Annotated in this window: 17 protein-coding genes, 1 pseudogene and 2 riboswitches; of the genes and pseudogenes, 5 read left to right on the top strand and 13 right to left on the bottom strand. The window is 69.6% G+C overall.

The window, feature by feature from the left end; genetic code table 11:
• Positions 1-35: 35 nt before the first annotated feature.
• Positions 36-617, top strand: a complete 582-nt coding sequence (locus tag KEC56_RS07885) for an alpha/beta fold hydrolase (protein ID WP_227530494.1) — start codon at positions 36-38, stop codon at positions 615-617.
• Positions 618-735: 118 nt separating this feature from the next.
• On the opposite strand, the gene KEC56_RS07880 is transcribed toward KEC56_RS07885, so the two are convergent.
• The 5 genes from KEC56_RS07880 to KEC56_RS07860 form a co-directional block, all read right to left on the bottom strand.
• Positions 736-1,272 carry a type 1 glutamine amidotransferase domain-containing protein gene (locus KEC56_RS07880; RefSeq protein ID WP_227530493.1) on the bottom strand — a complete coding sequence of 179 codons (537 nt, stop codon included), beginning with the start codon at positions 1,270-1,272 and terminating at the stop codon, positions 736-738.
• Positions 1,273-1,407: 135 nt separating this feature from the next.
• Positions 1,408-1,707, bottom strand: a complete 300-nt coding sequence (locus KEC56_RS07875) for a Fe-S cluster assembly protein HesB (protein WP_175985851.1) — start codon at positions 1,705-1,707, stop codon at positions 1,408-1,410.
• A gap of 108 nt (positions 1,708-1,815) precedes the next feature.
• Positions 1,816-2,283 (bottom strand): GNAT family N-acetyltransferase, encoded by a 468-nt coding sequence (locus KEC56_RS07870; protein ID WP_175985852.1) that lies wholly within the window; start codon positions 2,281-2,283, stop codon positions 1,816-1,818.
• On the bottom strand, positions 2,280-2,855 hold the full coding sequence (locus KEC56_RS07865; protein WP_227530492.1) for a 1-acyl-sn-glycerol-3-phosphate acyltransferase: 576 nt from the start codon (positions 2,853-2,855) through the stop codon (positions 2,280-2,282). The genes KEC56_RS07870 and KEC56_RS07865 overlap by 4 nt, the downstream gene beginning before the upstream one ends.
• Positions 2,856-2,901: 46 nt before the next feature.
• Complete coding sequence (locus tag KEC56_RS07860; protein ID WP_227530491.1) at positions 2,902-3,405, bottom strand: DUF6328 family protein; 504 nt, start codon at positions 3,403-3,405, stop codon at positions 2,902-2,904.
• Positions 3,406-3,504: 99 nt separating this feature from the next.
• Here KEC56_RS07860 and KEC56_RS13905 point away from each other — a divergent pair, with 99 nt between their 5' ends.
• Positions 3,505-3,639 carry a hypothetical protein gene (locus tag KEC56_RS13905; RefSeq protein ID WP_264675131.1) on the top strand — a complete coding sequence of 45 codons (135 nt, stop codon included), beginning with the start codon at positions 3,505-3,507 and terminating at the stop codon, positions 3,637-3,639.
• Positions 3,640-3,666: 27 nt separating this feature from the next.
• On the opposite strand, the gene KEC56_RS07855 is transcribed toward KEC56_RS13905, so the two are convergent.
• Entirely contained in the window at positions 3,667-5,076 is a 1,410-nt protein-coding gene (locus KEC56_RS07855) for a DHA2 family efflux MFS transporter permease subunit (RefSeq protein ID WP_227530715.1), read from the bottom strand.
• 224 nt (positions 5,077-5,300) lie between these two features.
• Here KEC56_RS07855 and KEC56_RS07850 point away from each other — a divergent pair, with 224 nt between their 5' ends.
• Positions 5,301-7,358, top strand: a complete 2,058-nt coding sequence (locus tag KEC56_RS07850) for an ABC transporter ATP-binding protein (RefSeq protein ID WP_227530714.1) — start codon at positions 5,301-5,303, stop codon at positions 7,356-7,358.
• A 75-nt stretch (positions 7,359-7,433) separates the two neighbouring features.
• On the opposite strand, the gene KEC56_RS07845 is transcribed toward KEC56_RS07850, so the two are convergent.
• From KEC56_RS07845 to KEC56_RS07815, 7 genes and pseudogenes are all read right to left on the bottom strand, one after another.
• On the bottom strand, positions 7,434-8,207 hold the full coding sequence (locus KEC56_RS07845) for an SDR family NAD(P)-dependent oxidoreductase (protein ID WP_227530490.1): 774 nt from the start codon (positions 8,205-8,207) through the stop codon (positions 7,434-7,436).
• Positions 8,208-8,227: 20 nt separating this feature from the next.
• Positions 8,228-9,169 carry a glycosyltransferase family 2 protein gene (locus KEC56_RS07840; RefSeq protein WP_227530489.1) on the bottom strand — a complete coding sequence of 314 codons (942 nt, stop codon included), beginning with the start codon at positions 9,167-9,169 and terminating at the stop codon, positions 8,228-8,230.
• Between the two features lie 82 nt (positions 9,170-9,251).
• The gene (locus tag KEC56_RS07835) at positions 9,252-10,394 is read right to left on the bottom strand and encodes a cysteine desulfurase family protein (protein ID WP_227530488.1); all 1,143 of its coding nucleotides are present in this window, start codon (positions 10,392-10,394) and stop codon (positions 9,252-9,254) included.
• Position 10,395: 1 nt separating this feature from the next.
• Entirely contained in the window at positions 10,396-11,247 is an 852-nt protein-coding gene (gene nadC, locus KEC56_RS07830) for a carboxylating nicotinate-nucleotide diphosphorylase (RefSeq protein WP_227530487.1), read from the bottom strand.
• Positions 11,247-12,788 (bottom strand): annotated as a pseudogene (gene nadB / locus KEC56_RS07825) (L-aspartate oxidase). The gene nadC and the pseudogene nadB overlap by 1 nt, the downstream one beginning before the upstream one ends.
• Positions 12,785-14,077: a quinolinate synthase NadA gene (gene nadA / locus KEC56_RS07820; protein WP_227530486.1), complete on the bottom strand. Its 1,293-nt coding sequence runs from the start codon at positions 14,075-14,077 to the stop codon at positions 12,785-12,787. Before nadA ends, nadB begins: the two are co-directional and overlap by 4 nt.
• 85 nt (positions 14,078-14,162) lie before the next feature.
• Positions 14,163-14,843: an NUDIX hydrolase gene (locus KEC56_RS07815; protein ID WP_372456252.1), complete on the bottom strand. Its 681-nt coding sequence runs from the start codon at positions 14,841-14,843 to the stop codon at positions 14,163-14,165.
• Between the two features lie 60 nt (positions 14,844-14,903).
• Positions 14,904-14,997, top strand: a riboswitch (glycine riboswitch).
• A riboswitch (glycine riboswitch) is annotated at positions 14,998-15,092 on the top strand.
• Between the two features lie 54 nt (positions 15,093-15,146).
• Between KEC56_RS07815 and gcvT the strand changes: the two genes are divergently transcribed.
• Together gcvT and gcvH are read left to right on the top strand one after the other, a co-directional pair.
• Positions 15,147-16,298 carry a glycine cleavage system aminomethyltransferase GcvT gene (gene gcvT, locus KEC56_RS07810; RefSeq protein ID WP_227530485.1) on the top strand — a complete coding sequence of 384 codons (1,152 nt, stop codon included), beginning with the start codon at positions 15,147-15,149 and terminating at the stop codon, positions 16,296-16,298.
• Positions 16,295-16,672 (top strand): glycine cleavage system protein GcvH, encoded by a 378-nt coding sequence (gcvH, locus tag KEC56_RS07805; protein ID WP_227530484.1) that lies wholly within the window; start codon positions 16,295-16,297, stop codon positions 16,670-16,672. The genes gcvT and gcvH overlap by 4 nt, the downstream gene beginning before the upstream one ends.
• Positions 16,673-16,683 lie beyond the last annotated feature (11 nt).

Genomic DNA, 16,683 nt, shown 5'->3' with positions numbered 1-16,683 from the left:
GCGGCCCGGTACCCCGCGATCAGCAAAGGAAGACGATGACCGAGCAGAGCATTCTCGAGCGCGACGGCGGTGCCGTTCCCTACGCGGAAGAGGGCGAGGGGCCCGTCTCGTTGGTGCTGATCTCGGGCCGCGCGCTGAACGCGGACGGGCTGGGCGTCGTCGCGCACTATCTTGCCGAGGAGGCCGGGTTCCACGTCATCCGCATCGGGCCGCGCGCCGAGGCCGGCGGCACGGACCGCGCCGAGACCCTCCGCGAGCGCGTCGAGGATGCCATGGCCGTCATCGACCACCTCGGCCTCGATCACACCTGGATCGGCGGACACGGCTTCGGAGGCACCGCCGCCCGTGTCTTCGCCGCAGAGCACACCGACCGTGTGAACGGGCTGCTGCTGCTCGGGGTCGAAGAGGACGACATCGCGCTCGCGCCGGCGATCCCCGTGCTCATCGTGCAGGCGACCGCCGACGAGGTGACGCCGCCGGCGCGTGCCGAAGCGCTGCAGGCGACAGCCCCCGAGCGTGCGAGCATCAAGTCGATCGACGGCGCCGATCACCTGTTCCCCGCAACGCATCCGATCGAGACCGCGGTCATCATCGAGGAGTACCTCGACTGGGACTGACCCGGCTCACTCCAGCCCGAGTTCGATGTGCGGCTGGCCTGCGAAGCCTCGAGAGTGAACGCGGTGCAGAGGCCGGCGATGCCGCCGACCTCTGCACCGCGGATCCGTTACTCGGGAATCAGCCGTGCCGGCCCTCCGCGATCTCCTCGACGGTCTTCGCGTTGAACGCGGGGAGGTCATCCGGCGTCCGGCTCGAGACGAGTCCGTGGTCGACGGTCACCTGCTGATCGACCCACGTCGCTCCGGCGTTGCGCAGATCGGTGCGAAGGCTCGGGTAGCTCGTGAGCGTCCGCCCCTTGACGACATCGGCCTCGACGAGGACCCACGCTCCGTGGCAGATCACGGAGACGGGCTTGGAAGCGTCGAAGAACGCTTTCGCGAAGGCAACGGCGTCCTGATCCATCCGCAGGTGATCGGCGTTCACGACGCCACCCGGAAGGACCAGCGCGTCGAAGTCGGAGGCATCGGCGTCGGCCACATCCTGATCGACCTTCTGCTCGTGTCCGTTCTTCCCGGTCACCGTCCCGTCGGCGGGGGAGATCAATCGAGCCTGCGCCCCGGCATCGGTCACCGCACCCCACGGACTGGTCAGCTCACTGTCTTCGAAACCATCGGTGAGCAGGAACGCCACCTTCTTGCCATCGAGTTCTGCCATAATCTCTCCTCTGTTTCTGAATGATTCCACCCTGGCGCCGCTCCCGGCGGTCGAACAGGGGTTGACGCGCTGACGCGCTGACGCGAAGAGGGTGGGATGCCGGAACATCCCACCCTCCTCGGACATCTCAGAACATCACGCCGGCTGCGCCAGGATCGTGAAGCTCACGGCTCCCTGCTCGTCGACACCGGCGTCGAGCACCTTGTCCGACAGGGCATCGGCGGCGACGTCCTCGAGGAAGACTCTGCTGCCCTGCCCCTCGACGACGACATCGGCCGGCTCGGGGGTGGGCACGACGTGAACCGCGAAGCGCGCTTCGCCGTTCGGACCCTGCCCCTCCGCGGTCTGGATGCGCAGCCCGGCCTCTGCACCGGCATCCTCTCGGCCGACGATCGTGGTGACGACGGCATCTGCATTCTCGGTCAGGGTGAGCACAGGGCTCTCCTTCCGTGTTGCGGACATGCTCCGGACGAAACATGTCCGGGCCACGATTCCGCACAGGAACGCCGTCTTCAAGCTCAGGTCAGGATTCTGAGCACTTTCTCATGTGGGCGGCCGGAGCCGCTTGCGCAGGAAGACCTGCTCCGTGCCGTCGTCCTGAGGCACGCGCTGCGTCTGCGCGTAGCCGCATGCCTCGTACAGGCGGATGTTCGCCTCGCTCAGGCTGCCGGTGAACAGCTCGGCCTGGGCGGCAGTGCTCGCCTCCTCGGCCGCCTCGAGCAACGCGCGGCCGACGCCCTCGCCCTGCATGTCGGGTGCGATCGCGATCCGCCCGATCATCAGGAGGTCTCCGTCTTGGACGGCTCGGATGGCTCCGACGAGGCGTCCGTCGACGCGAGCGACCCACCCGTCGTTCTCCGCGATCTCTGCGCGCAGCTGCTCGAGCGTCTGCGTCAGCGGGGGCATGTCGGCCGATCCGTAGATCAGAGCCTCTGACACGAACGCCGCGCGTTGCACCGTCAGCACTTCACCGGCATCCCCCGGAGCGATGGGTTCGATCGTCAGGGTCATGCTCGGGGATCCTCTTCGCGCAGGCGAGGTTCGCGGCGATGCTCGGGGCGGAATCCCGCCTTGTCGGCGTAGAACGCGCGGATCCGATCCATGTCGGCCGACACCTCGCCGGTCAGCTCGAAAGTGGGGCCGATACCTGTCGTCATGGTGGTGCGGTCGACGAAGCAGAGCGTCACCGGCATGCCGGCATCCCGGGCTATGCGGTAGAAGCCCGACTTCCAGTATCCGGCGCCCGTGCGCGTACCGTCCGGCGTGATCACCAGCCCGAACGTCTCGCCGGCGTGCACGCGTGAGACGATGTCGGCGACGACGCTGCTCGGGTCTTCGCGATCGACGGGGATGCCGCCGAGACGGCGCATCACCGGCCCGCGCCATCCGGCGAACAGACTCTTCTTGCCGAGCCAGCGGATCTCGATCCCGAGCCGCCACGCGATCGCGAGCATGAGGACGAAGTCCCAGTTCGAGGTGTGCGGTGCGCCGACGAAGACGGTGGGGCGATCTGGTGCGGCTGCGCCGACGAGCCGCCAGCGGCTGACGCCCCAGAAGGCACGGGCGATGAGTCGTCGGAGCATCCCTCAACGGTAGGGGAGGCGGTATTCCGGATCGGGCATGGGAGTCTCACCCGCGCTCCCCGCTGCGCCTCATCAGAGCGGGCAGCGCGAGCCAGAGACCGAGCACGATCACCGCCCCGACGGCCGTGACGATCGTCGCCGGAGTGCGTCCGAGCGTGAAGTCGACGATCAGTGCGGTGACGCCGATGCTGAGCAGACCCACCACGACCAGGTCCGCCTTGACGAGGCGCGAGGCGATGCGCACCAGCTCCGGCTTGCGACGGCGCCCGAACAGTGAACGGTGCATGCCGACGGGCGCGAGCGCGAGGATCGTCGCGAGCGCCGCGAGACCGACGAGAACGAGATACAACCCGACCTGCAGAGGGTCGAGTTCGGTGAAGCGCGGTTGGAACGCCACCGCGAGCAGGAACCCCGACAGCACCTGCGTACCGGTCTGCATGACGCGCAGCTCCTGCATGAGCTCGTCCCAGTTGCGGTCGGCGCGCTCGTTCGCCGTCTCGTCGCGGCCGTCTTGGCTCAGGGCGTCCTCGGCCGGGGCATCATGGTCCATGAGCCGAGTCTGGTCACGCGCCGGCCGTCCTGTCCAGCCTTCACCGTACTGGATGCCGCTTGCCGAGCTCGTGGTCAGAACCGGGCGTACCATGGAGGCATGACTTCTTCGCAGACCACGCAGCCGGGCGCCACGACCGAGGCGCAGCCGCTCACGGCGCCCGCCGGTCTCAACCTGCTCGGCGACACCGACGCCGGCGGTTGCTGCGGCGCCGACGGCTGCTGCTCGCTCTAGAGCGGCCAGCCGCCGACCGGCCGGAGGTCAGTGACCTCCGGCGAACTCCGCATCCACGTCGTCCGCCGGCTTGCGGACGAATGCGCTCAGTGCGACAGCGCCCAGCGAGATGATCGCGGCGATCAGGAACGCCAGGCGTGCGCCCGGCGCACCGGCGACCGCGGTGTCCAGACCCTGATGCTCGCCCGCGTGCAGGATCGACGAGTACGTCACCGTGAGCAGGGCGACACCGGCCGCACCCGCGACCTGCTGGATCGTGTTCAGCGCAGCCGAACCGTGCGAGTACAGGTGGCGACGCAGCGATCCCAGCGACGATGAGAACAGCGGCGTGAACGACATGGCCAGGCCCACCGACATGATCGTCTGCGCGATGACCAGCATCCACCACACCGTGTGCTCGCCGACGGTCGAGTAGAAGAAGAGTGCGGCCGAGACCATGATCGTTCCGGGAACGAGCAGCGTGCGCGTCCCGCGGGCGTCATAGATGCGACCCATGATCGGGCCGAGCAGACCCATCAGCACCGATCCCGGAAGCAGGATGAGGCCCGACTGCAGAGCGTCCAGGCCGGCAACGTTTTGGAGGTACTGCGGCAGGAGCGTGAGCGTTCCGAACATCGACAGCGCCAGCACGGCCATCACGATCACCGCGACGGTGTAGTTGCCGCTGCGGAACACGCGCAGATCGAGCAGTGCATCGTCGACGCGCTGCAGGACGAGCTGACGCCAGACGAACAGTGCCAGGGCGATCGCGCCGACCACGAGCGAGACGATGCCGATCGTCGCGCCGCCGGACGCGCCCTCGCCGCCGAACTGGCTGAGGCCGTACACGACCCCACCGAATCCGAACGCCGACAGCATGATCGAGAGGACGTCGATCGGCGCATCCTTGGTCTCGCCGAGGTTCGTCATCCACTTGGCCCCCATCGCGAGGGCGATGATCGCGATCGGAAGGACGATGGCGAACAGGACGCGCCAGTTGAAGGCATCCAGGACGGCGCCGGCGAGCGTCGGACCGATGGCGGGGGCGAGCGAGATGACGAGGCCGACGCGGCCCATCATCCGGCCGCGCGACTGCGGCGGCACGACGTTCATCATGGTGGTCATCAGCAGCGGCATCATGATGCCGGTGCCGCCGGCCTGGATGACGCGCCCGGCCAGCAGCACGGCGAAGCCGGGTGCGAGCAGGCACACGAGGGTGCCGATCGAGAACGCGCTCATCGCGGCGATGAACACCTGCCGGGTGGTGAAGCGCTGCAGGAGGAATCCGGTCGTCGGGATGACGACGGCCATGGTCAGCATGAACGCGCTCGTGAGCCACTGTCCGAGCTCGGGCGGAATGCCGAGATCGGTGTTCAGGTGCGGAATCGCAATGCCCATCGTCGTCTCGTTGAGGATCGCGACGAAGGCTGCGACGAGCAGCAGCCAGATGACGCGCATGTCGGACGGCGCGATTGCGGGTGCCGCCTTGACAGTGGGAACGGAACCGGTGGAAGCGGTGGCCAAAACGTCTCCTCAAGAGAATGGGGCGGGCGGGAAGGCCGGGCGCGGAACCGACAGAACTGGCATCCGCTCGTGCGCGACGTTCCAGGATAACCCCCTCCGGCTGCCCCTCATTCCCGACGGCGGCATAATTTTGCGCGGTCTAGGCTGAGCGCATGAGCATGGGTGGCATGGGCGGAGGCCGCGGCGGTGGTGGCGGCTTCCGGGGTGTCGACGAGGCAGCGCAGAAGAAGTTGAACGCGCAGGCGCCGAGGATCGAGGGCCTCGGCAGGCGAGTCGTCGCGCTGTTCCGCCCCTACCTCGGCCGCATCATCGTGACCGGCATCCTCGTGATCGCCGGCGCCGCGATCGCCGTCATCCCGCCGCTGATCGTGCAGCGCATCTTCGACGACGCGCTCTTCCCGACCGATGGCGGAAGCCCGGAACTCGACCTGCTCATCCGTCTCGTGCTGGCGATGGTGGGGCTCTTCCTGCTGTCGGCAGTTCTCGGGGTCGCGCAGACCTGGCTCACCTCGACGGTCGGCAACAGCGTCACCGGCGACCTGCGGGTGCGCCTCTTCGAGCACCTGCAGGCGATGGAGCTCGGCTTCTTCACACGCACGAAGACCGGTGTCATCCAGTCGCGTCTGCAGAACGACGTCGGCGGCGTCTCGGGCGTCCTGACGAACACGGTCACGAGCATCCTGGGCAATGTCGTCACGGTCATCGCATCGCTCGTCGCGATGATCCTCATCGACTGGCGGCTGACGCTGATCGCGGTCGTGCTGATGCCGTTCCTCGTCGTCGTGCAGCGCAAGGTCGGCCAGGTGCGCGCACGGATCGCGGGGGAGACGCAGGAGTCGCTGAGCGAGCTCACGTCGATCACGCAGGAGACCCTGAGCGTGTCGGGGATGCTGTTGTCGAAGGCCTTCAACCGGCAGCGCACGGAGTCCGATCGGTATCAGTCGGAGAATCGGAACCAGGTGACGCTGCAGGTGCGGCGGGCCATGAGCGGACAGGGATTCTTCGCGGTCGTGCAGGTGCTCATGGCATCCGTGCCTGCCGTCATCTATCTCGTGGCCGGCTACCTCATCGCCAGCGGCGAGGGTGCGATCACCGCCGGAACCGTCGTCGCGTTCACCACCGTGCAAGCACGGCTGTTGATGCCCCTCATGGGGCTCATGCGCGTCTCGCTGGATCTGCAGACGTCGTCCGCGTTGTTCGCCCGCATCTTCGAGTACCTCGACCTCGTGCCGGAGATCGAGGACGCTCCAGGCGCCATCGCGGTCGCACAGGCGCCCGGTCCGCGGGGCCGGATCGAGTTCCAGGACGTCGTCTTCCGATACCCGGATGCCGCGCCCGACGCCCGCCCGACCCTGCAGGGCGTGTCGTTCACGGCCGACCCCGGACAGCACGTCGCGTTCGTCGGGCCGTCGGGTGCGGGCAAGACTACCGTGCTGTATCTCGCGCCGCGGCTGTACGAGGCGCATGGCGGCGCCGTGCTGTTCGCCGGGGCCGACGTGCGCACCCTCACCCAGGAGTCGATCATCGACGACGTGGGCATCGTGTCTCAGGAGACCTACCTGTTCCACGCGACGATCCGCGAGAACCTCATGTACGCGAAGCCGGATGCCTCGGAGGAGGAGATGATCGCCGCGTGCCGCGCGGCCAACATCCACCACATCATCGCCGGATTCGAGCAGGGCTACGACACGATCGTCGGCGAACGCGGCTACCGGCTCTCCGGGGGCGAGAAGCAGCGCATCGCGATCGCCCGGGTGCTGCTGAAGGATCCGCCGGTGCTCCTGCTCGACGAGGCCACGAGTGCCCTCGATACGGTGTCAGAGCGGATCGTGCAGGAGGCGCTCGACGAGGCCGCTCGCGGGCGGACGGTGCTGTCGGTCGCGCACCGCCTCTCGACCGTCATGGGCGCCGACGTCATCCACGTGCTGGAGGCCGGGCAGATCGTCGAATCGGGAACGCACGCCGAGCTGCTCGCGGCTGGCGGTCTTTACGCCGAGCTCGCCGCGCAGCAGGTCGCGGCATCCCGGATCACGGGCGCCGAGGCGGAGGTCGAGCGGGAGGTGTCCGGGGGAATGATGGCCGCGTTCGCCGACCGGCGGGCCGATCGCGCGCCCGCGGGGTCCGTCTCCGAGGATGCCGTGAACACCCTCACCGCGTCGGTTCCTCTGCTCCACGGGGATGCCGGCGATCAGCGCGTCTACCCCGCGGAGGGGTGAGTTCACCGGCGCCCAGTGCGCCGACATCTCAGTGCGCCGACATCTCAGTGCGTCGGCGCCCAGCGCGCCGACCTGTCAGTGCGCCGACATGCCGCCGTCCACGAACAGCGAGTGCCCGGTGATGTACGACGAGCCGGCGCCGGCCAGGAACACCGCGGCAGCCGCGAAGTCGCTCGGGAGTCCGTTACGCCCGATCATCGTGCGCGCTGCGAGCTCGGCGACCTTGGCCTCGTCGTCCTGCAGCCGGGCGTTGAGCGGAGTGAGCACGAACCCGGGTACGAGCGTGTTGCTCGTGACGCCGTGGTGGCCCCAGGCCTCGGCTTCGGAGCGCATGAGCGACTCCACCGCGCCCTTGGAAGCGCCGTAGACCCCGCTGTCGACGAATGCGCGATGCGCCTGCTGCGAGCTGATGTGGATGAGGCGTCCGAATCCGCGCTCGGCCATGCCCTGTGCGTACCGCTGCCCGAGCAGAAAGGGTGCGAGGGCGTTCACGGTCATCGTGGCATCCCAGTCCGCTTCGGTGATCTCGGCGAACGGAGGCCGGATGTTGATCCCGGCCGAGTTCACGACGATGTCCGGTTCGCCGAACGGCTCCGTCGCGGCCTCTGCTGCGGAGTGGATGCCGTCGCGGGTGCCGAGGTCGCCCACGACGCCGGCGGTGCGACATCCGTCGTCGGTCAGCTCGCGGACCGTGTCGTCGATGCGGTCCCGGCCGCGCGCGACGATGACGACGGATGCTCCGGCGCGAGCCAGCGCCGTGGCGATGCCGCGCCCGATGCCCGAGCTGCCGCCGGTGACGACGGCCGTCCGGCCCTCGAGGGAAAAGAGCTGCGACAGATACGGGTTCATGGTGCTCCGTTGCGGGTCGTTCACCAGGCCAGCGCTGCTGCGAGCGACGGGTCGGGGCGGGCGTCGGCGTATTCGGGCAGCGATCGCAGCTCGTGGATGAACGACTCGACCTCGGCGCTGTACGCCGGATCGTCGTGGGTCGCCGCGATGGCCTGCAGCGGCGGCAGGTCCATGGCGAGGATGAGGTCGAGTCGGGCGACGACGGCGGCGGTCGCGCCCGCTTCGTGCAGGACGCGGATGCCGCCGCGCAGGGCCGCGATGTAGTCGCGCAGCACCGGCAGCGCGGCCTTGCTCTGCGTGATCGAGGTTCCGTCCGCTCGCAGCCGCCAGTGCACGACGACGTCGGGGATGACGTCGAACGCGGCCGCACGCGTGTACATCTGCTGCGCCACGATCTGATCCTCATAGGCGACGCCCTCAGGGAAGCGCAGATCGGCCCAGAAGTCCGTGTGGCTGATCTTGGACCACGCGACGATGTTCGACGCGGCGGCAGGATGCTCGGCGATGGTCGTGGCGAGGCGCGCGGGATCGGTCGCGGCCGCCGTCCACGGCTGCACGCGTCCGGGGGCGTATCCGTCACCGCGGAGCCGGGAGCGCGCGTAGGCGCCGGCGACGAAATCGCTCCCCGTCTCGGCGAGAGTTCCCGTCAGACGGGCGATCGCGGTCGGGGTGAGCTCGTCGTCGCCGTCGAGGAAGCCGAGCAGCGGTGTGTCGACCTCGGCGAGTCCCGCGTTGCGAGCGGCGCCCAGCCCGCGCGGCTCGTCGTTCCTCAGCAGCCGGAATCGCGGGTCGGATGCCGCGGCGTCCGCGAAAATGTCGCCGGTGGTGTCGACGGAGCCGTCGTCGATGAGGACCGCCCGCCAGCGGGGCTCGGTCTGCGCCCGCAGCGAGGCGATCGCGGCCGGCGCGAACGACTCGATGTCGCGGCCGGGGACGATGAGCGTGACGATCGGGTCGGGCACGGCTCGAGTCTATGGTGCAGCCTCTGTCGTCGTTCGAGTAACGCAAATGACCCGATTCCAACACCGGATGAGGTCATTTGCGTTACTTGAAGGACGCGACGGCGGCCACGGCATCCGCCACCAGCGCTGCCAGCCGCTCCGGCTCGTCGCCCTGGAGCGGTTCGCGCGCGAACGTGAAGCGCACCGACGTCTGCGCGACCTCCGGAGGGATGCCGCACGCCAGCAGCACGTGCGAGGGCTCATCGCTGCCGGCGGCACATGCCGAACCGCTCGACGAGATCACGCCGCGGCGCTCGAGCTCGAGCAGAACAGCCTCGCCGCTCGTCCCGGCGAAGGTGAAGCTCGCCGTCGCCGGGAGCCGGTGCTCGGCATCGCCTGTCAGTGCTGCCTGCGGTACGGCATCCAGAACACCGCGGATGAACCGACCGGTCAGAGCACCGACCTGCGACGCACGCGCAGGCCGCTCCGCCTCGGCGAGCTCCAGGGCCGTGGCGAGGCCGACCGCCCCGGCGACGTTCTCCGTGCCCGATCGGCGTCCGCGCTCCTGACCGCCGCCGTGCAGCAGCGGCTCCAGCGGCACGCGGCCGCGAACGGCCAGGACGCCGATGCCCTTGGGCGCGCCGAGCTTGTGCCCGGCGATCGAGATCGCGTCAGCGCCGAGTTCGGCGAGGGGCAGCCAGCCCGCGGACTGCACGGCATCCAGGTGCAGCGGCACACCGGCACCCCTCGCGACCTGCCCGAGAGCCGCGGCATCCTGCACCGAGCCGATCTCGTTGTTCGCGTGCCCGATCGAGACGAGCGCGGTGTCGTCGCGCACGGCGGCGGTGAGTGCCGCAGGGGAGACCCGGCCCGTGCCGTCGACGGGTGCGAGCGTCACCGTCACGCCGTGGAACCGTTCGAGGTACGCCGCGGACTCCAGGATCGACTCATGCTCGATCGGACTCGTGACCAGATGACGGCGCCCTCGCTCGAGACCGGCCAGCACGATGCCCTTGACGGCGAGATTATTGGCCTCCGTTCCGCCGGAGGTGAAGATCACGTCGCCCGTGCGCATCCCGAGCAGCCGCGCGACGCGCATCCTGGCGTCCTCGAGCGCGCTCGCCGCAGCCTCACCCGCCGTGTGGTGGCTCGACGGATTGCCGAAGACCCCGATGAGGTACGGGCGCATCGCGTCGAGCACCTCCGGACGCACCGGAGACGTGGCGGCGTGATCGAGATAGAGCATCTCAGCCGATCCGGACGTCGAGCCCCAGGTCGAGTGCGCGCGCCGAGTGCGTCAGCGCACCGACCGAGATGACATCGACACCGGTCTCGGCGATCGCCCGGACCGTTTCGAGATCCACACCGCCGGATGCCTCGACCGTCGCCCGGTCGCCGATGAGTGCGACGCCTGCGCGCAGCTCGTCGAGCGAGAAGTTGTCGAGCAGCACGGTGTGCGCACCACCCGCGACCACGGTCCCGATCTGGTCGAGCCGGTCGACCTCGATCACGACGTGCGTGGTGTGCGGGAGCTGCGCGAGCGCGTCGCGGAGCGCCTCGGCGAGGTCGCCGCCCTCGGACTGGAGCACGGCGAGGTGGTTGTCCTTGGCCATCACGGCGTCCGACAGCGAGAAGCGGTGATTGCGGCCCCCGCCGGATACGACCGCGTGCCGCTCGAACGCCCGCAGCCCGGGCGTCGTCTTGCGGGTGTCGGCGATGCGCGCGCCGGTGCCCTCGATCGCACGGACGTACTGCGACGTCAGCGTGGCGATGCCGCTCATCCGCTGGGTGAAGTTCAGGGCGACGCGCTCTGCGGTCAGGATGCTGCGCGCAGAACCGGTCACAGTCGCCAGCACGTCGCCGGGTGCGAACTCGTCGCCGTCGCCCACGTGCACGTCGACCGTGAGCGACGGGTCGGTGAGCGAGAACGCGGCGGCGAACACCGCGCCCCCACTGAAGATGCCGCGTTCCCGGGCCGTGAGATCGGCGATGGCTTCGGCGTCGGCCGGCAGCAGCGTGGTGCTCGTGAGGTCGCCCCACGGGGCGTCCTCGTCGAGAGCGGCGCCGACGACGCGGGTGAGGGTGGCGGGGGTGAGCATCAGGCTCCGATCAGGGCAGGGTGACGGTCGATGTGGTGCGCGCCGACGGATTCGGTGCGGGCGAGGGCGGCGGATGCCGTCGCCTCGGCGACCAGCAGCAGGTTCGCGTCCTCGTGCTCGGCGCGGGTGGTCGGTGCCGAGGATGCGGCGCGGAAGGAGCGGATCGTGTCGAGCGCCTCGGCGAGTCCGTCGGGGGTGCGGAGGAGTCCGACGCGGTCCCACATGAGGTGCTGGAGGGCGGGGCGTGAGGTTTCGACGCGTCGCTGCGCTCCTCGCGGGGCCCGTTTCGTCTCGCCCCGCTCGCTCGACGACCGCTGCGGGTCGTTGAGCGGAGGCGGCGCAGCCGCCGCAGACGAAACGGGCTGAGCGACCGAAGGGGGTCGGCGCCTTCCCACAGCATCCGCGGCCCTGGCCCCGAAGACCGCGGCCTCGAGCAGCGAGTTCGACGCCAGCCGGTTCGCGCCGTGCACGCCGGTACGCGCGACCTCGCCGGCCGCGAACAGCCCGGGCAGCGAGGTGCGCCCGTCGAGGGCGGTGACGACTCCGCCCATCAGGTAGTGCGCCGCCGGCGTGACGGGAATCGGCTCGCGCGCCCAGTCGAATCCGAGCTCGCGAGTGACCCGGTCGATCGTGGGGAACCGGTCCGTGAGCCGCGCCGCACCGATGCCGGTGGCGTCCAGCCGCACCGGCGAGCCCTGCAGCGCGGCCTGCCGCGACACGACCATGGCCACGACGTCACGGGGCGCGAGCTCGCCGTCCGGATGCGCGTCGAACACGAAACGGCGGCCGTCGGCGTCGATGAGTGCTGCGCCCTCGCCGCGGACGGCCTCGGAGATGAGGAAGGCGTCGCCGCCCGCGAGCACTGTGGGGTGGAACTGCACGAACTCCAGATCCGTCACGGCGGCGCCGGCGCGCAGGGCGGCCGCAATGCCGTCTCCGGTCGCGCCCGCCGGATTCGTCGTGTGCGCGTACAGCTGTCCGGCACCGCCGGTCGCGAGGATCACGGCGTCCGCATGCAGGTCGACCGGATCGTCGCGGCGCAGCATCTAAATGCCGTGCACGGCAACGCCGTCGGTGAGCAGATCGACGAGCAGGGCGTGCTCGATCACCTCGATGCCCGCCTCGCGGACGCGTTCCACGAGCGCCCTGCTGATCGCTGCGCCCGTGGCGTCTCCGCCGGCGTGCACGATGCGGGCGTGCGAATGCGCGGCCTCACGGCCGAGGAGCAGCATCCCCTCCGCGTCGCGGTCGAACGCGACGCCACGGGCGATGAGCTCGGCGATGCGCGTCGAGCCGTCCTCGACGAGCACGTCGACCGCTGTGGCATCCGACAGCCCCGCGCCCGCCGTCATCGTGTCGGCGGCGTGCAGCGCGGGGGAGTCGTCGGGGCCGTACACGCCGGCGATGCCGCCCTGGGCGAGCGCGGTGCATCCGCCGCCGAGGGCGTCCTTCGTGACGAGAGCGGTCCGGAGCCCCGCTGCCGACGCGTGCAGCGCTGCGGTGAGGCCGGCGATGCCGGAGCCGACGACGACGACGTTCATGCGCGGGGCTTCGCCGCCAGCATCCGTTCGAGCGCGGCCCGTGCGGGGCCGGCGACGTCGTCGGTCACCTGGATGCGGTTGACCACGCGGCCGGCGACGAGCTCTTCGAGCACCCACGCGAGGTAGCCCGGGTGGATGCGGTACATCGTCGAGCACGGGCAGACGACCGGGTCGAGGCAGAAGATCTCGTGCTGCGGGAACTGCGCGGCCAGGCGCCGGACGAGGTTGATCTCGGTGCCGATCGCGAACGTGGTCGGTTCGGTCGCGGCGGCGATAGCTCGGCGGATGTAGTCGGTCGATCCCGCCTCGTCGGCAGCGTCGACGACCTCCATCGGGCACTCGGGATGCACGATCACGCGGACGCCCGGGTGCTGGGCGCGCGCCTGATCGATCTGTGCGACGGTGAATCGGCGGTGCACCGAGCAGAATCCGTGCCACAGGATGACCTTCGACTCCTCCAGTTCGGCGGCCGTCGAACCGCCGAGCGGGCGACGCGGGTTCCACATCGGCATGCGCTCCAGCGGAACGCCCATCGCCTTGGCGGTGTTGCGGCCGAGGTGCTGATCGGGGAAGAACAGCACGCGCCGTCCGCGCTCGAACGCCCACTCCAGGACCGTCTCGGCGTTCGACGAGGTGCACACGATGCCGCCGTGGCGCCCGACGAAGCCCTTGATCGCAGCCGAGGAGTTCATGTACGTGACGGGGATGACCGGCACGCGCCCGTCGGCGTCTGCCTGATCCAGCGGGCCGAGGACGTCGGCGAGCTGCTCCCAGCAGTCCTCGACCTGGTCGATGTCGGCCATGTCGGCCATCGAGCATCCAGCGGCGAGGTTGGGCAGGATCACGGACTGCGCGGGCCCCGAAAGCAGATCGGCGGTCTCGGCCATGAAGTGCACGCCGCAGAAGACGATCGCGTCGGCGTCGGGGTGCTCGAGCGCCGCGTTCGCGAGCTGGAACGAGTCGCCCACGTAGTCGGCGTGCTGCACGACCTCTTCGCGTTGGTAGAAGTGCCCGAGCACGACGGCGCGGTCGCCGAGGGCGGCCTTGGCGGCGCGGATGCGGGAGTCGAGCTCGTCCTCGCCGGCCTCGCGGTACTCGGCCGGTAACTCGCCCTGCCGGGGAGCGCCGGTGGGGATGACATCGCCCATCGAGGAACCCGGGCCGTAACCCGGAACCGTGTCGAAGGTCCAGGGGCCTGCTGCCAGGTCGGTGCTGCAGGAGTCTGCGGGAGCTGCCTGGATCAGGTGGTCGACGGAGGGGTCGGTGATGCGGATGGTCGAGGTTGGCATCGGAGCGCCGCCTTATGGTCGATTCGACACTTACTGTGCGTGATCAGATTATGTCGAAGTGACATTAAGTGCAATTCGCGCCGCGTCAGCTTCCCGTCGCGAGGCGGAACAGGCGGGCGGGGCGGTGCTTGCCTGTTCGGAACGACTCGGTCGGCACGAGCTCGTCCGAGGCTTCGAGCAGCCGGCGGAAGTTCGAGGGGTCCAGACGCCTGCCGAGCACGGTCTCGTACACCTCGCGCAACTCGGTGAGCGTGAACTCGTCCGGCAGGAGTCCTGCGCCGATCCAGCTGTAGCCGACTTTGTTGCGCAGCCGGAACAGCGCGTACTCGGCGATGCGGTTGTGGTCGAAGGCGAGCTCCGGAAGGTCGTCGACGTCGAACCATTCGACGTTCTCCGGGGCGCCTGCCGCCGCGCGCTGGGCGTCGACGAGGTCCGAGCGCAGCAGCGCCCAGTAGACGATCGAGATCGCACGCGTGGGGGAGCGGTCGACGTCGCCGAAGGTGTAGAGCTGCTCGAGGTGGCTGGGCCCGAGCGCCGTGGTCTCGGCGAGAGTGCGGGATGCCGCGGCATCCAGGTCTTCCGCCGGGTCCAGCCAGCCGCCCGGCAGCGCCCACATCCCCAGGTGCGGCTCGCGCGTGCGCCGGACGAGCGGCAGCATGAGCCGGTCGCCGTCGTCGCCCGCGCGCAGCGAGAAGATGACCGTCGAGACGGCGACGCGGATCGCGTCGGTCTCTCCGAGCGCGGGGCTGCCAGGCGAAGGGGTCACGCCGTCGAGCCTAGATGAGCGGTGCGGCTATGCTGGGAGCGCTAAGTGAACATAGGCCGCATGACCTGCGCGGGAGAGTCCGATGTACGCGATCGGGCACCGAAGGAGCAAGCCTCCCCGCCAATCTCTCAGGTATCCATACCGTGCACGTCCGGCCGCTCTGAAAAGCGATCTCACGATCCGCCGACGGTGAAAGCCCTTGTGTGCAACGAGTGGCGAAACTCTCAGGCCCATGACAGAGGGGGAGTTCTCGGATACCGTGCATTCCGTACGGCATCCTTCCGATCGATACGGGAGAACTCCATGACCGAGGCCCGCTACACCCCGTTGCGCGAGCGACACGAGTCGCTGGGCGCGTCCTTCACGGACTTCGGCGGCTGGCAGATGCCGGTGCGCTACACGTCCGATCTCGCCGAGCACCACGCCGTGCGCGAGGCCGCGGGGCTCTTCGACATCTCGCATATGGCCGAGTTCACGATCGAGGGCCCGGATGCTGCGGCGTACCTCGACCACGCGCTCGCCGGACGGCTGTCGACCATGGCCGTGGGCAAGGCGAAGTACTCGCTGATCCTCACCGAGGACGGCGGCATCGTCGACGATGTCGTCGTCTACCGCTTGGGGGAGGGCCGGTTCCTCATCATCTCGAACGCCGGGAACCGGGATGCCGTCGCAGCAGCGCTCGGCGACAGGCTTCGACTCCCTTCGGTCGCTCAGCCCGTTTCGTCTTCGCCTTCGGCTCCGCTCGACGACCCGCAGGTGAAGGTCGAAGATGTATCGGACGACTATGCGCTCATCGCCGTGCAGGGCCCTGCATCCGAGCAGATCGTCTCGGCGATCGAGGGGATCACCGAGGTCGGCACGCCCTGGGGCGAGCAGAAGTACTACGCATGGGCGGACGCCTTCTTCCTGGGGCACCCGCTGCTCATCGCGCGCACCGGGTACACCGGCGAGGACGGCTTCGAGCTCCTCGTCCGCGCCGACGACGCCGCAACTCTCTGGGACGCCGTGCTCGGGGCAGGCTCCGTGCACGGTCTCGTCCCCGCCGGGCTCGCCGCCCGCGACACGCTCCGCCTCGAAGCGGGGATGCCGCTGTACGGGCACGAGCTCTCGCTCGACACGAAGCCTTCTCAGGCCGGGCTCGGTCGTGTCGTGGCCTCCGACAAGGACGACTTCGTCGGCAAGGATGCCGCCCTGCCCGCGGATGACGCCCGCGTCCTCGTCGGCCTCACCGCCGACGGGCGCCGTGCAGGCCGCGCCGGCTACGCCGTGGTGACGGAGGACGGCACTGCCGTCGGCGAGATCACGTCCGGGGCGCTGAGCCCCACCCTGGGCCACCCGATCGCGATGGCCTACATCGACCCCGCGGCGCAGACGATGCCGCTGTTCCTGGACGTGCGCGGAACGAAGATCCCCGCGACCGTCGCCGCCCTGCCTTTCTACCGGAGGAAGAAATGACCGATCTCACCGCTCTCAGGTACACCGACGAGCACGAGTGGCTCGCCGTCGACGGCGACACCGCGACCGTCGGCATCACCGACTACGCCGCTGACAAGCTCGGCGACGTCGTGTTCGTCGAGCTGCCGGCCGTCGGCACCGAGATCACCGCCGGCTCCGTCGTCGGCGAGATCGAGTCGACCAAGTCGGTCGGCGAGCTCTACGCGCCGCTGGCCGGCACCGTCACGGAGGTCAACGACGCCGTCGTAGACGACCCTTCGCTCGTCAACGCCGAGCCCTTCGCCGGCGGCTGGTTGATCAAGGTCGCCATCGCCGACGGTGCGGCCGACGGCCTGCTCGACCGCGACGCCTACGTCGCCCTGACGGAAGGCTGATTCCGCAGTGA

The sequence above is a fragment of the Microbacterium tenebrionis genome (assembly GCF_020682665.1).
GTDB lineage: Bacteria > Actinomycetota > Actinomycetes > Actinomycetales > Microbacteriaceae > Microbacterium > Microbacterium tenebrionis.
Note: the sequence above shows the minus strand (reverse complement) of the source record. Positions and strands in the feature narration are given on the sequence as shown.

Coding starts and splice junctions, on each gene's coding strand:
- KEC56_RS07860 (WP_227530491.1), bottom strand. CDS start 3,405: ATGGACCATGATGCCCCGGCCGAGGACGCCCTGAGCCAAGACGGCCGC.
- KEC56_RS07835 (WP_227530488.1), bottom strand. CDS start 10,394: ATGCTCTATCTCGATCACGCCGCCACGTCTCCGGTGCGTCCGGAGGTG.
- nadA (WP_227530486.1), bottom strand. CDS start 14,077: ATGCCAACCTCGACCATCCGCATCACCGACCCCTCCGTCGACCACCTG.
- KEC56_RS07865 (WP_227530492.1), bottom strand. CDS start 2,855: ATGCTCCGACGACTCATCGCCCGTGCCTTCTGGGGCGTCAGCCGCTGG.
- KEC56_RS07870 (WP_175985852.1), bottom strand. CDS start 2,283: ATGACCCTGACGATCGAACCCATCGCTCCGGGGGATGCCGGTGAAGTG.
- KEC56_RS07850 (WP_227530714.1), top strand. CDS start 5,301: ATGGGTGGCATGGGCGGAGGCCGCGGCGGTGGTGGCGGCTTCCGGGGT.
- nadC (WP_227530487.1), bottom strand. CDS start 11,247: ATGCTCACCCCCGCCACCCTCACCCGCGTCGTCGGCGCCGCTCTCGAC.
- KEC56_RS13905 (WP_264675131.1), top strand. CDS start 3,505: ATGACTTCTTCGCAGACCACGCAGCCGGGCGCCACGACCGAGGCGCAG.
- KEC56_RS07885 (WP_227530494.1), top strand. CDS start 36: ATGACCGAGCAGAGCATTCTCGAGCGCGACGGCGGTGCCGTTCCCTAC.
- KEC56_RS07845 (WP_227530490.1), bottom strand. CDS start 8,207: ATGAACCCGTATCTGTCGCAGCTCTTTTCCCTCGAGGGCCGGACGGCC.
- gcvT (WP_227530485.1), top strand. CDS start 15,147: ATGACCGAGGCCCGCTACACCCCGTTGCGCGAGCGACACGAGTCGCTG.
- gcvH (WP_227530484.1), top strand. CDS start 16,295: ATGACCGATCTCACCGCTCTCAGGTACACCGACGAGCACGAGTGGCTC.
- KEC56_RS07855 (WP_227530715.1), bottom strand. CDS start 5,076: ATGCGCGTCATCTGGCTGCTGCTCGTCGCAGCCTTCGTCGCGATCCTC.
- KEC56_RS07880 (WP_227530493.1), bottom strand. CDS start 1,272: ATGGCAGAACTCGATGGCAAGAAGGTGGCGTTCCTGCTCACCGATGGT.